The organism is Streptomyces sp. NPDC087844 (genome assembly GCF_044742785.1).
Lineage (GTDB): Bacteria > Actinomycetota > Actinomycetes > Streptomycetales > Streptomycetaceae > Streptomyces.
Genome location: NZ_JBIUVD010000016.1, coordinates 116,207 through 129,380, shown reverse-complemented (window position 1 = coordinate 129,380; position 13,174 = coordinate 116,207). Strand labels below are relative to the sequence as shown.

The window sequence follows — 13,174 nt, the reverse complement described above, 5'->3', positions numbered from 1 at the left end:
TCCGCATGACGGACGCCGACCGCCCGCCCCTGCCGCCCTTCACCCGCGAGAGTGCCGCCCAAAAGGTCCAGGCGGCCGAGGACGCCTGGAACACCCGCGACCCGCTGAAGGTCTCGCTCGCCTACTCGCGGGACTCGGTCTGGCGCAACCGCGACACCTTCGTCACGGGACGCGCCCAGATCGTGGAACTGCTCACCGCGAAGTGGCGGCGCGAGGAGGAGTACGCCCTGCGCAAGGACCTCTGGGCCTTCGACGGCCACCGCATCGCCGTCCGGTTCCAGTACGAGTGCCGTGACGCCGACGGCCAGTGGTGGCGTTCGTACGGCAACGAGCTGTGGGAGTTCGACGAGCACGGCCTGATGACCCGGCGCGAGGCCAGCATCAACGACGTGCGGATCGAGGAGAAGGAGCGCCGGATCCTCGGCCCCCGGCCGGACTCCGAGCGCGGGGGACCAGGGGCTCCAGGGGGACAAGGGGGACGAGGGGGATCGTTGCCGGTTCAGTAGGGTTCGCGGGTGACTGAAAAGGCTCGGAAGCCCTTCCTCTACGTCGTCGTCTGCGCCGCCGGAGTCGCCGACGGCATCGGTGGGTTGATCTCCCCGGCGCAGGAGCGCGACTGGGAGGTCGGTGTCATCGCGACCCCGGTGGCCACGGGTTTCTTCGACCTCGCGGCGGTCGAGGCGCAGACGGGCCGGCCGGTCAGGTCCGCCTGGCGTTCGCCCGGTGATCCGCGTCCGTTCCCGGACCCGGACGCCGTCGCCGTGGCGCCCGCCACCTTCAACACGGTCAACAAGTGGGCGGCCGGCATCTCCGACACGCTCGCCCTCGGCACGCTCTGCGAGGCGTACGGGATGGGCGTGCCGATCTCCGTACTGCCCTGTGTGAGCGAGGCATTGACCGCCCACCCCGCCTATCGGGACAGTCTGAAGAGGCTGCGCGGGATGGGGGTCCGGTTCGGGGAGCACGCCTTCGGTGGACCGGAGCAGCGCGGGTTCCGCTGGGAGCAGGCGCTGGATCTGCTGGAGCGCTGATGGAGCGCTGACCGGGGGCGGGGCGGGGGTGGGCCTGGGGGCGGGTCCGCGGGTCAGCCGGTCATCGGGTCCTGCGGACGTAGTCGTCGCTGTCGGGCGTCGACACCTGAACGTCCCGGCGCACGATGCTCAGCCGGTCGCCGAAGCCCGCGAGGGCCTTCTTGAGGCCCTTGTCGGTGTACTCCACGACGACGACCCGGTCGTCGAAGGCGTCCGCGTACTCACCGCACTCGTCGTACGCGCCGCACTCCTCCACCACGGCGAAGTCGAGCCCGGCACGGGAGCGTCGGTCCGCGAGCTCCACGGTGTTCTTCTGCGCGATGGCCAGGCCCCGGGTGTGCGCGCGCCGAGACAGCAGCTTGATGAAGGACACCGCGTCGTCCGCGTTCAGCAGCCCGTGGGAGCGGGTGTAGCTGTCGTAATTGTCCGGCTCGACCGCGTCGAAGCCCTTGTCCGCGCAGCCGTCGATCCACTTGTCGACCCGGGCCGCGACCCGCTTGCGCTTGGCGGGTGTGCCGATGTCGAGCAGCGCCTCGTCCCAGTCGGCGTCGATGACGACCTCGCCCTTCTTGTCCCGCAGCAGCAGGTCGTCGGGCCAGTCGTCCTGTTCGTCGGGCTGGGCCTGGAAGGCGTTGACGTAACAGATGTTGTAGAGACCGCGCGCGGGGTCGGCGCCGCGGTCGCGTGCCACGATCCGGACGCCGGACGGCGGGGTGTAGGCGCCGCCGATCTGGTAGTCGAAACCGTCGGGCACGGGGGGTAGCCGCACGGCCTGGGAGCCGGACTTCGTGCTGTCCGGGCTGTCTGAGCCGGCTGTGGTGTCGGCGGGGTCCTTGCCGTCCCCGTCCGACGTGCAGGAGGCCAGGGCCGCGAGGGTCACCAGGACGGCGGCGGTCCTGAGGAATCCCGTGCGGGGGCCACGCTTGGCGGGCATGTCCGCTCCATCGATCGCGAGTACGACCCCGCCTCGGACTCGGTAACGGTCCTGGCGACTTTGGCCGGACTGCGGAACTCGTCCACCGGCTGGGCGCACCTCTGGGTGCCGGGTTGTGGATCTCGGCACGTCTGGATCAAAGCGTGCGAGGGGTTGTGCGTCAAGTTCGCGGGGGTTTGGGCTGCGCCGCGACTGCTGCCTGGAGGTGGCTTCGTGCGGCCGACCGGCGCCGACTGCGGCGTGCGGGCCGGTGGCCCGCGATCGACCGCGCCCCGGCGGCCCATCGCCGGACTCCACCAGTTGCTGCGTCCGGTCCTGGATCTCGCTCAAGAGCTTCCCGCACGTCGCGGTCCGGCGCGCCGTCCACGGCGTGGACCTGCCCACCTGCCGCAGCCTGCGGGGACGGGCCCACTACGCGCTGGGCGCGGCGGCGCGGGCCGAGGGCTACCACGCGGCGGCGTACGACCGTTTCCGTGCCGTCAACGCCACCTCCACTCCCGGCCGGCAGACGGACCTGTCCCTCTACCGGATCTTCCCCGAGCAGGGCGTCACCGCCCGCGCCCCGCTGCGCGACGTACTGCCCGACCCGCTGCGGGAGGTTCCCGGGGCCTGAGCGCGGGTAGCGACCGGCCGTGCTGCCGCACCGACGGCGGCGGGCCACCGTGCGTACGGAGGCCGGGAGAACCGTGACGGATGAAAGGAGAGCCGTGAGCACCCCGCGCAAGCCGCTCGTGATCCTGCGCCCCGACCCGCACCCCGGGGAACGCATCTTCAGGCCGGACACGCTGACCCGCCTCCACGACCGCTTCACCGTCGTCGAGCCCGACACCGAGGACGCCTTCGACCGGGCGCTGCCGGGGGCCTTCGCCGTCGTCGGCCAGCCCGACCTGCCCGCCGAACGCCTGGAGCGCGCGGGCGAGTTGAGAGCCCTGCTCAACGTCGAGGGCAATTTCTTCCCGAACGTCGACTACGACATGTGCTTCCGCCGCGGCATCCACGTCCTGGGCTGCGGACCCGCCTACGCCCAGGCCGTCGCCGAGTACGCCCTCGGGCTCGCCCTCGACCTGGCGCGCGGCATCAGCCGCGAGGACCGTGCCTTCCGCGCCGGACGGGAGCGGTACGTGTCCGACGGCACCGCCGACTCCGTACTGCTGCGCGGCGCGGACGTCGGCCTCATCGGCTTCGGGAACCTCGGCCGCTGCCTCCACCCGCTCCTCGCGCCCTTCCGCCCGACCCTGCGCGTGTACGACCCCTGGCTGCCGCCCGCCGTCCTGCGCGAACAGGGCCTGGTGCCGGCCACCCTCGACGAGACCCTGGCCCGCAGCACGTTCGTCTTCGTGCTCGCCACCGTCACCGACGACAGCAGGCATCTGCTCGGCGAGCGCGAACTGGCACTGCTGCCCGACGGCGCCCGGCTCGTCCTCGTCAGCCGCGCGCCCGTCGTGGACTTCCCCGCGCTGCTCGCCCGGGTCGCCGAGGGCCGCCTCCTCGCGGGGATCGACGTCTGGCCCGACGAACCCGTAGCCGCCGACGACCCCGCCCGCGGCCTGGAGGGCCTTGTGCTCTCCGCCCACCGCGCGGGCGGCATCCCGGAAGCATTCCTGAACATCGGCGACATGGTCGTCGACGACCTGACCCTGCTGGCCCAGGGGCTGCCGCCCGCCCGTATGCAGGCCGCCGCCCGCGAACTCGTCGGCCGCTACCGCAACCGTCCCGTCATCTGAAAGGCCCGGACCCCGTACATGAAGATCCCCTGCGAGGGCCTCCTCCTCGACAACGACGGCGTGCTGGTTGACTCCGACCTCGGTGTCGACCAGGCGTGGAGCCGATGGGCGCGGGCTCGCGGCCTGTCCGCCGAGCGGGTCACGGCGATGGTGCACGGACGGCGTTCCGCCGACACCGTCGCCCTCCTGGTGACCGACCCGGGGGAGCGGCCGGCCGCCCTCGCCGAGATCGACCGCCTGGAGATCGAGGCAGCCGCCACCACGACCGCCCTGCCCGGCGCCCTCGACCTCCTGACGAGCCTGCCGGACGGCAGCTGGGCCGTCGTGACCTCCGGAGTCACCGCTCTGGCCCGCGCCCGCCTCGCCGCGGCGGGCCTTCCCCTGCCGCCCGTGCTCGTCACCGCGGACGACGTCATGAACGGCAAGCCCGCCCCCGACGGCTACCTCGCGGCAGCGGCACGCCTCGGTGTGGACCCGGCGCGGACCGTCGTCCTGGAGGACGCCGCCGCGGGTGCCAGGGCGGGGGAGACGGCCGGTGCGTACGTCATCGGCGTCGGGACGCGCGGCCTGGACACCGGCGCCCCGGTCGTCGTACGCGATCTGCGTGGGCTGACCTGGCACGACGGCGTACTCGACCTGGGCGGCGCGGACCTGCTGCGTTCCTGACCGGGCGGGCCCTGCGGTTCGGTGCGGTCCCACCGGTGCGAACTCGGTGGGCAGCTCACCGGCGGCGTTCGGACGCGAAGGCCGCCAGCCACGCCAGCGGGGCGTTCCAGTTGATGGTCACCTCGTTGGTGGAGTACGAGCCGATGTCGTCGATGTAGCAGGCCGCGGGGGCGCACCCGGCGAGATGCTCCTGGGCCACCGGGTCCTGCAGACCGCTGTTGGGACCGCCCGCCAGGGAGCCGGCCGGCGGGTTCGGCAGCGAGGCGTCGTACTGATGCGCCCAGAACCGGTGGTGCTGGTTCTGGGAGTACGTGTCGCCGTGGCCCGTGACGTAGGAGAGATCCAGGGTGTTACGGCCCAGCAGGTAGTCCATCGACTCCAACACCCCGGCCCGGTACCGCTGTTGCCCGGTCAGCCCATAGGCGGTGGCCATGACGATCGCGTTGTTGGTGACCTGGCTGTTGGAGCCCCATACGTACCCGTTCGCGGGGATGGGCACCGCGTAACCCTGCCCGGCCATCGTGGCGAGATGCCCGTCGGCGGCGGCCGTCACGGAGGCCCTCACGCGCCGGATGTCGGAGGCGGGCAGCCCGTTCGGCGCGGTCGCCAGGGTCAGTCGGCCGAGCGCCGCGGTGTCGGCCCAGTTGAAGCCGGTCGGGGTGAGAGCGTCCGCCGAGGTGTGCCAGGGGGAGGAGGTGACCGCGTCCCGGTAGGCGCTTTCACCGGTCGCCGCGTACAGCTCGGTCGCCGCCCAGTAGAAGTCGTCGGTGACCTGGGTGTCGTTGTAGGGGCCGCCGCCGGTGCTGTCCGAATCCGGCGCGTACAGCGCCGGGTCGGCCTTCGCCGCGGTCCACGCCGTGCGCGCCACGCTCAGACACCGCTTCGCGTACGTGGAGTCGTACGGCCTGAACACCCGCGCGCACTGCGCGGCCGTCGCGGCGAGATTGAGCGTGGCCGCGGTGGACGGGCGGTGCAACTCACGCGGCTGGGCGTCCAGTTCGGGCCGCGTCGGGATACCCGTCCAGGCCGCGTCATGGATCTTGTGGAAGGCCATACCGGCGTAGGGCCTGCCGTCCGGGACCTGCATCCGCATCAGGAAGTCGAGCTCCCAGCGGGCCTCGTCCAGTACGTCGGGTACGCCGTTGCCGCGTTCGGGGATCCGCAGGGTCGAGTCGCCGAGCGCGGACGCGGTGCCCGCCCGCTCGGCGCGCGCGAAGGAGTCGACGAGCAGCCAGACGGAGATCCCGCCGTTGACGACGTACTTGCCGTGGTCGCCCGCGTCGTACCAGCCGCCCCGCACGTCCTGGGTGTAGTCGCACACCCCCGCCTGGCACGGGACGTTCGTGTCGCCCTGGTTGGGAGCGACCCCGAGGTGCCCGGCGGGCCGTGCGTACGAGGGCCCCACCAGGGAGGCCTCGATCGGCGTGCCGCTGCGCTGGTGGTAGAAGAAGGCCAGCGACTCGGAGCGCAGACCGTCGTAGAGGTTCGCGCGGATGTCGAAGGGCGCGCTGCTCCACCCGTCGACCACCAGGACGAAACCCGATCCCGTCCTGCGGAACGCGGAGAAGTCCGCCACGTGGGTCGCCTCGTCCGAGGCCGCGTCCATGCCGTGCACGACGGTTCGGCCCGAGGCGGCTGTGGCGCCCGACGCGGTGCGCAACCGCCAGCGCAGCGGCTCGGAGGCCGCGGTGACGACCGTGGCGCGCTTGGGGCCGTCCGGCAGATAGCCCGCCTGGTTGACCCGTACGGGCGTGGTGGCCGCGGCGGGATCGGCGGCGGACGGCGCTCCGGCCGCGCCGGGCGCGAGGGCGAGGCCGCCGGTCAGCAGGACAGCCGTCAGCAGCCCGGCCGTCCTGCGCCTTCCGGCGCTCTTGGTCCGACGATTCGTCGGACGGCGGCGGTCCACGTGAGGGAACATGGGCATGGAGCGTCTCCCGGTGCCTGGAATGGGGTCCATGAGTGGAGTCCGGCGCGGACGACAGAACGGTGGGAGCGCTCCCAAAGCGGAGCATTCCATGGCCATGTCACAGGGTCAATGCCCTTCGCAGGACCTTGCCCGTACGCGTGACTCAGGTCCCGAACACGTGAACTCAGGTACCGAACACACGCAGTGAAAGCCACAGTGCCACCACGGCCGGGATCAGTGTGGCGGGCACGGTGAGCAGGCCGAGGCGGGTGAACTCACCGAGATCCACGCTGTGCTCGTGCTGGTGGACGATCCGCCGCCACAGCAGGGTCGCCAGCGAACCGGCGTATGTGAGGTTCGGGCCGATGTTCACCCCGAGCAGGACGGCGAGGATCGGTCCGGGGCCCGCCGTCGCGGCCAGGGGCAGCAGGACCAGGACCGCGGGCAGGTTGTTGATGAGGTTCGCCAGCACGGCGGCGAGGACCGCGATGCCGAAGAGTGCGAGCAGGCCCGACGAGTCGGGGACCAGGTGACCGAGCGCGTCCGAGAGGCCGTTGTCCACCACGGCGCGCACCACGATGCCCAGGGCCAGGACGAAGGCGAGGAAGGGCAGCGAGGTGGCCCGCGCGACGGCGAGCGGGGTGGTGCGCCCACGGACCAGCGCCCGGACGGCCAGGACGAGGGCTCCCGCGAATGCCGCCCAGGCCGGCTCGACGCCGACCGCGGACGTCACGACGAATCCCGCGAGGGTGCAGGCGACCGTGGCCAGCGCGAACGCGGGCATCTCGACGGGGTCGGCCTCGGCCGCTGCCGGTGAGCCCTCGTCCAGGTCGTTCGGTTCGGTCAGGTCGTCGGCGAAGAAGCGCCGGAAGACCAGGTACTCGGCGGCGACGGCGACGGCCCACGCGGGACCCATCAGCAGGGCGAACCGGGTGAAGCTCAGCCCGCTGGCCGTGAACGCCAGCAGGTTGGTGAGGTTGGAGACCGGCAGCAGCAGCGACGCCGTGTTCGACAGATGGGCGCACGCGTACACATGGGGCCCCGGCCGGGCGCCGAGGCGGGCCACGGTGGCGAACACCACCGGGGTGAGCAGGACGACCGTGGCATCCAGGCTCAGTACGGCCGTGATGACCGACGCGAGCAGGAAGTTGGCGGCCAGCAGGCGTTGCGGACGCCCCTTCGACGTACGCGCCAGCCAGGCGCCGCAGGCCCGGAAGAGTCCCTCGTCGTCGCAGAGTTTGGCGAGCACGAGCACCGCGGCGAGGAAGCCCACGACCGGGCCGAGCAGTTCGGCCTCGGCCCGCGCGTGGTCGGTGGAGATGGCGCCGGTGGCCATCACCAGTCCCGCGGCCGGGACGGCCACGGTGGCCTCCGGCAGACCGAACGGCCGGATCACGGCACCGGCCAGTACCGCTACGAGCAGAAGAGCGGAAAGGGCGGTCGCGAGTGTCGAGCTCAGGGGTTCGTCCTTGGAAAGAGGTTGTCGGTTTCGTTTGGTCGTTCGGTCGTTCCGCTGTTCTGTCGTTCTGCGCAATCGAATCAGACGACGGAGCATCGAGGTGGACGGGGGTGCGAGTGTCGCCGCCCAGTCCTTCTGCTCGCTCTCGGGTTGCATATTCCACCGGAATAACGGTGTCGGTGCCCATGGTGAATTGCATTGCCCCGACTCCCTGTTGACACTTTGTCTCCTACGAAACATGTGCGGGTGAAGGGAATTGAGAGCGTTCTCTTGTTGCCTGAGGGTTCGCTGTGCCAAGGTGCAGCTTGTCGGCGTGCAGACAGTGATTTCCGTACTCGTTGGTATGGACTAATTTCGCATGGGGCTCTGGAGGAAAGTGCACGTGAACGACGCGACCCCGTTGAATTCCCCCGCGGTCGGTAGTCTGTTCGATACGACCGACGAGCGGCTCGCGGCAGAACTGAAGAAGGGGTCGGGCGGGACACCCGCCCGCTATCCCGCGGGGGAACTGCTGGGTCGGCACTGGGTACCCGTCTTCTCGTACGCTCGTCTGTGTACGAACGGTGTGCAGTACGCCGGAATGCTCGCCACCGCGGCATTCACCCGCCTCTTCGGGGAATCCGTTCGACAGGTCGGGCCCAGAGCGGCCTGGCGGCCGGAGTTGTTGGTCGCCGTGCGCCGAATAGCGGGCGAATGGGACGCGGACAAACGCCGGGGGATGCTGAGTCCCGAGTTGCAGACCGCTCCGGGGGACAGTGATCCGGCCGCGGTTCGGCTGCTCCCGCCGAACGGCCGGCGCCTGGTGTCCCTCGCGTTCCAACGGCTGCCGGAGGCCGCCCGCTGCGTCCTGTGGCACGCGGAGGTCGAGGCCGAGGAACTCGCCGTACCGGCCCGGCTGCTCGGTCTTCCTGTCCGGGACGCCTCCCAGGCGCTGGAGCGCGCACGGGAACTGCTGCGTCAGTACTGCCTCGAAGCGCATCGCGAACTCGCTCCCGACGACGAGTGCCGCCGTTACAGCCGGCTCCTGGACGTCTCGCTCCGGAGGGGTGGCAACAGCGTCGACCCCGACCTGCGACAGCACATGACCACCTGCGAGCACTGCCCGTACTCGGCCGAGCAGTTGGACCAGTCGGGAGACCGGCTGTCCGTTCTGCTGGTCGAGGGGGTACTGGGGTGGGCGGCCCTGGACTACCTCGACTCCAGGCCCGGGCGCCGGCCCGGGGGCGAGGAGACGACGGCGGGGCCCGTCGTCTCCACGGCACCGGGGTCGGGCCCCGACTCGGACACCGGGCGCCACCCGGGGGCCGACTTCTACTCGACCGGGGGTTCGTATCCGGAGGCGGGGTTGTATCCGGGTGTCGGCTCCGGCTCCGGTTCCGGCCTCGGTTCCGGCTCCGGTTCCGGCCTCGGTCCCGGTCCCGGTCCCGGTCCCGGTCCCGGCCTCGGTTCCGGTTCCGGTTCCGGCCTCGGTCCCGGTCCCGGTTCCGGCCTCGCTTCCGGCCTCGGTTCCGGTCCCGGTACCGGCGTTGGCCCCGGCCCCGGCCCAAACCCAGGTCCAGGTCCAGGCCCCGAAACTGGCCCCGCCACAGGCCCCGGAACAACTCCCGGCCCCGGCCCAGACCCCGGCTTCGCTGGTGCGCTCGACGTGGATCCCGACTCCGTCTGGGGCGCAAGTCCCAGGCGGAAGACCGATCCCCGACGGGTGGCCGATCCCCGCCGAGTGGTCGGCTCCCGGCCGGGTTCCGCGGCGGGCGTAGGTCCGCGGCCGAGTGCGGGTGCGGCCCCGGGGACCGCCGGCGCCGGGACTCCCGTGGGCATCGGCTCGTACCTGGGTGGCGGTTCGTTCCTGGGTGCGGGCCGTGCCCGGCACCCCGGCCCCCGCCACGCCCTGCGGCTTTTGCCGCACGCGGGCGCCGGCGACCCCGGTGACACCGACAGGCGCTTCCCGCGGCGGCGCCGGGACCTCGCCCTGGCCGTACTCGTCGTCGGCGCATGCGTCCTCGTACCGCTGGTCCTGTGGGCCGGTGGCGGGGACGAACCCACACGTTCCTCGGGCGTCGGGACGGCGGCGGAGGAGCCGAACGAGGTCCCGACCAGGATCGGCGCCGGCGACACAGGACCCGGCGCTCTCGCCGGACGACTGCGCAACCAGGGCAGCGGCGACTGCGCCGGTATCGCCGACGGCAAGGTCGGCGTGGGCGCGGAGGTCGTCCTCGCCACCTGTACCGCCTCGGAGCGGCAGCAGTGGTCGTACGAGAGCGACGGGCTGCTGCGGAGCCTGGCGGACAACGACCTGTGCCTCGACTCCGGGACCCCCTCCTCGGTCCGTCTGGGGGCGTGCGACGGAGACAAGAACCGGGCGGGCGCCCGCTACGACTTCACCCTGGAAGGAAATGTCGTCCCCCTGGGGCAGCCGGCGCTCGCGCTTGCCCCTGTCTCGGGGGACGACGGGGCGGGGCTGGTCCTCAAGTCCCGTAACGACGGACCGGCCCAGCGCTGGGAGATCGACACCTCGGTGGACTCGCTCCAGATGGAGTGGATCACCTCGTACACGGACGGCGAAACGGCGAAGCCGGCCCCGACATCGACCGTCGAGCCGAAGCCCAGCCGCACCGCACCGCCGCCCCCCGGACCGAAACCCACGCCTTCCGGGGCGACCCCGACCCCGCAGCCCACGGCCTCCGCTTCCGGCTGGACCTGTTACGGCTACTACTGCTGGTACGACGACGGGTCCGGCGGCGGCTACGGAGGAGGGGGCGGCCATGGAGGAGGCGGTTGGGGCGGAGGCGGTTACGGCGGGGGAGGTTACGGCGGCGGGCACTGACCTGTCCGGGGCGCGCGCCCCGGACGCCCCCGGCAGGGAGTCTCAGCCCTGGCCGTCCTCGCCGAACACCAGCTCCGCCCAGATCGTCTTGCCCTCGGTGGTGTGGCGGCTGCCCCAGCGCTGAGTGAGCTGGGCGACCAGGAGCAGCCCGCGGCCACCCTCGTCGAACGTCTTGGCGCGGCGCAGATGCGGTGCGGTGTGGCTGGAGTCCGAGACCTCCACGATCAGGGTGGAGGCGTTGTGGATGAGCCGCAGCCGGATCGGGCGTTCGCCGTACCGGATCGCGTTGGTGACGAGTTCGCTGACCACCAGCTCGGTCGTGAACGCCGCCTCGCTCGCGTCCCAGGCCTCCAGCTGCCGGACGACCTGTTTGCGGATCGGGCCGACGAGCGCGGGATCGTCCCGCACCTCCCAGGTCGCCACCTGGGAGGACGGCAGACCCTTCGTCCGGGCCAGCAGCAGGGCCACGTCGTCGGGGGCGCCGGTGGGAGGAAGCAGCGACTGCAGGATGTCGTGGCAGGTCTCGTCGAGGGAACCCGAGGTCCGCGCCAGCGTCCGGGACAGCAGCGCCCGGCTCTCGTCGAGATCACGCTCGCGGTTCTCGATCAGGCCGTCGGTGTAGAGGGCGAGGACGGTGCCCTCGGCGAGTCGCAGCTCGGTCGACTCGAACGGCAGCCCGCCCAGGCCCAGCGGCGGCCCCGGCGGTACGTCGATCTCCTCGGGTTGCCCGCCGGGCGGAATCATCACCGGTGGCGGATGACCGGCCCGGGCGAGGGTGCAGAGCCGGGTGACCGGGTCGTAGACCGCGTACAGGCAGGTGGCGCCGACCTCGCCGGTGGTGCCTTCGCTGTCCTCCGCGGAGAGCCGGACGACCAGGTCGTCGAGGTGGGTGAGCAGTTCGTCCGGTGCCAGGTCGATGTCGGCGAGGGTGCGCACGGCGGTCCGCAGGCGGCCCATGGTGGCGGAGGCCTGCAGCCCGTGGCCGACGACGTCCCCGACGACCATGGCGACCCGCATCCCCGACAGCGGGATCACATCGAACCAGTCGCCGCCCACCCCCACCCCGGCCCGTGCCGCGGGGAGATAGCGCGAGGCCGCCTCGACGGCGGCCGTGCGCGGCAGCGACCGGGGCAGCAGGCTGCGCTGCAGGGCGATCGCGGTCTCGCGTTCGCGGGAGAACCGGCGGGCGTTGTCGATGCAGACGGCCGCCCTGGCCGTGACCTCCTCGGCCAGCAGCACGTCGTCGGCGGTGAACGGATCGGGCCGCCGGAACCGGCTGAAGACCGCGACGCCCAGGGTCGCGCCGCGGGCCTGGACGGGCACGGACATCGTCGAGTGGATGCCGTGCTCCCTGACCCGGTCGGCGCGCACCGGGTCCCGGGCGAGCCATTTCGAGAGGGTGGTCGCGGCATCGGCGGCCACGATGGGCCGGCCGGCCACCAGGGAGTCGGCCTGCGGTGAGCCGGCGGGATAGGTGTCCACCTCTCCCAGCTTGACCACCGACTCCGGGTCGCCGGGATTCACCGACCGGTGGGCGGCGCGGCGCAGACTCACGGGGGCGAGGAGCGGTCCGGTGTACGGTTCGCCGCCGCGGTCGGGGGGATCCACCAGGTCGACGCTGACGAAGTCGGCGAGCGCGGGCACACAGACATCGGCCAGCTCCTGCGCCGTACGGGTGACGTCGAGGGTGGAGCCGATACGGATGCTCGCCTCGTTCACGAGCTGCAGTCGCTCCCGGGCGAGGTACTGCTCGGTGAAGTCGTGGGCGGACAGACAGATGCCGCGCACCCGGCCCTCGGCGTCGGTCAGCGGCGCCATCCGCGCCAGCCAGGCCTGGGCGCGGCCCTCGGGAGCGGTGCCCAGACAGGTCTGCACGTCTTCGCGTCTGCCGGTCAGGAGCACCCGGAGCATGTGCCCCTCCAGCTCCTCGTTCTGCGGCCCGCCGCCGATCTCCGGGAGCCGCAGGCCACGGATGTGCTCCTCCGGGAGGGCCATCGACTCGGCCATGACCGCGTTGACCCTGCGCAGCCGGAGGCGCTCGTCGAAGATCGCGGTCGCACAGGGCGACTGGTCGAGGAAGGTGGCAGCGAGGGAATCGTCCTGCGCCTCCAGGGTGCCGTTCTCCAGCGGGGTCACGACGAGCCAGTCGCTGCGGTCGCCCAGCTCGGGGCGCCGCCGGTGCGCGAGCAGCCAGACGCGCAGGGTGCGGCCGTCCGCACGGCGCAGCGCGAGCGTGCCGATCCAGCGGTTGCCGGCCGACGGACGCCGCAGCTCACCGGCGTCCGGCGCCAGCAGCTTCGAGGCGGCCCGGCCCACGACATCGGCCGGTGCGTGCCCGAGCAGACGTCGAGCGCCTTCGTTCCACTCGACGACGATGCCGTCACCGTCGATGACGGCCCTTGCCGTGGAGCTCTCGTCGAACGGATAGCCCGGACCGTCACCCGCTGTCTCGCTGTGGCTCCTCACATCGCCGCCACTCCATTGCGCACACACTCACGGTGAACAGACACGTCACTTCTGTTCCAGGGTAGTGCGTCCGGCCCCTCCTCACACGGCGCGGCGGTTCCCGCCTCCCGTGCACCGGCCTCCTCCTGTCGGCCCCGTCCGCCGACGGGGGATTCGGGCCGATG

The 13,174-nt window shown here is 72.1% G+C and carries 10 protein-coding genes; 6 read left to right on the top strand and 4 right to left on the bottom strand.

All coding sequences use genetic code 11. The features are described 5' to 3' along the window. Nucleotides 1–5 precede the first annotated feature (5 nt). Complete coding sequence (locus ACIOKD_RS28030) at nt 6–506, top strand: DUF1348 family protein (protein WP_402089496.1); 501 nt, start codon at nt 6–8, stop codon at nt 504–506. A 9-nt stretch (nt 507–515) separates the two neighbouring features. Further along, nucleotides 516–1,031 (top strand): flavoprotein, encoded by a 516-nt coding sequence (locus ACIOKD_RS28025; RefSeq protein WP_402089494.1) that lies wholly within the window; start codon nt 516–518, stop codon nt 1,029–1,031. Nucleotides 1,032–1,092: 61 nt separating this feature from the next. On the opposite strand, the gene ACIOKD_RS28020 is transcribed toward ACIOKD_RS28025, so the two are convergent. After that, entirely contained in the window at nt 1,093–1,965 is an 873-nt protein-coding gene (locus ACIOKD_RS28020) for an endo alpha-1,4 polygalactosaminidase (protein WP_402089492.1), read from the bottom strand. A gap of 250 nt (nt 1,966–2,215) precedes the next feature. On the opposite strand from ACIOKD_RS28020, the gene ACIOKD_RS28015 reads away from it, so the two are divergent. From ACIOKD_RS28015 to ACIOKD_RS28005, 3 genes are all read left to right on the top strand, one after another. Next, a complete protein-coding gene (locus ACIOKD_RS28015) occupies nt 2,216–2,578 on the top strand; it encodes a hypothetical protein (RefSeq protein WP_402089490.1) in 363 nt (120 codons plus the stop codon). Between the two features lie 94 nt (nt 2,579–2,672). Continuing rightward, nucleotides 2,673–3,689: an NAD(P)-dependent oxidoreductase gene (locus ACIOKD_RS28010; RefSeq protein WP_402089488.1), complete on the top strand. Its 1,017-nt coding sequence runs from the start codon at nt 2,673–2,675 to the stop codon at nt 3,687–3,689. An 18-nt stretch (nt 3,690–3,707) separates the two neighbouring features. Then, entirely contained in the window at nt 3,708–4,355 is a 648-nt protein-coding gene (locus tag ACIOKD_RS28005) for an HAD-IA family hydrolase (protein ID WP_402089486.1), read from the top strand. Nucleotides 4,356–4,410: 55 nt separating this feature from the next. Here ACIOKD_RS28005 and ACIOKD_RS28000 read toward each other — a convergent pair whose 3' ends face one another. Continuing rightward, nucleotides 4,411–6,273 carry a glycoside hydrolase family 9 protein gene (locus ACIOKD_RS28000; protein WP_402089676.1) on the bottom strand — a complete coding sequence of 621 codons (1,863 nt, stop codon included), beginning with the start codon at nt 6,271–6,273 and terminating at the stop codon, nt 4,411–4,413. A 172-nt stretch (nt 6,274–6,445) separates the two neighbouring features. Continuing rightward, on the bottom strand, nt 6,446–7,657 hold the full coding sequence (locus tag ACIOKD_RS27995) for an arsenic transporter (RefSeq protein WP_402089484.1): 1,212 nt from the start codon (nt 7,655–7,657) through the stop codon (nt 6,446–6,448). Nucleotides 7,658–8,102: 445 nt separating this feature from the next. Between ACIOKD_RS27995 and ACIOKD_RS27990 the strand changes: the two genes are divergently transcribed. Beyond that, on the top strand, nt 8,103–10,544 hold the full coding sequence (locus tag ACIOKD_RS27990) for a ricin-type beta-trefoil lectin domain protein (RefSeq protein WP_402089482.1): 2,442 nt from the start codon (nt 8,103–8,105) through the stop codon (nt 10,542–10,544). 42 nt (nt 10,545–10,586) lie between these two features. On the opposite strand, the gene ACIOKD_RS27985 is transcribed toward ACIOKD_RS27990, so the two are convergent. After that, entirely contained in the window at nt 10,587–13,010 is a 2,424-nt protein-coding gene (locus ACIOKD_RS27985; protein WP_402089480.1) for a SpoIIE family protein phosphatase, read from the bottom strand. Nucleotides 13,011–13,174: the final 164 nt, after the last annotated feature.

What these genes read in the sequence shown, in the direction of transcription:
- ACIOKD_RS28030 (WP_402089496.1), top strand. Translation starts at nt 6, where the DNA reads ATGACGGACGCCGACCGCCCGCCCCTGCCGCCCTTCACCCGCGAGAGT.
- ACIOKD_RS28020 (WP_402089492.1), bottom strand. Translation starts at nt 1,965, where the DNA reads ATGCCCGCCAAGCGTGGCCCCCGCACGGGATTCCTCAGGACCGCCGCC.
- ACIOKD_RS28005 (WP_402089486.1), top strand. Translation starts at nt 3,708, where the DNA reads ATGAAGATCCCCTGCGAGGGCCTCCTCCTCGACAACGACGGCGTGCTG.
- ACIOKD_RS28000 (WP_402089676.1), bottom strand. Translation starts at nt 6,273, where the DNA reads ATGTTCCCTCACGTGGACCGCCGCCGTCCGACGAATCGTCGGACCAAG.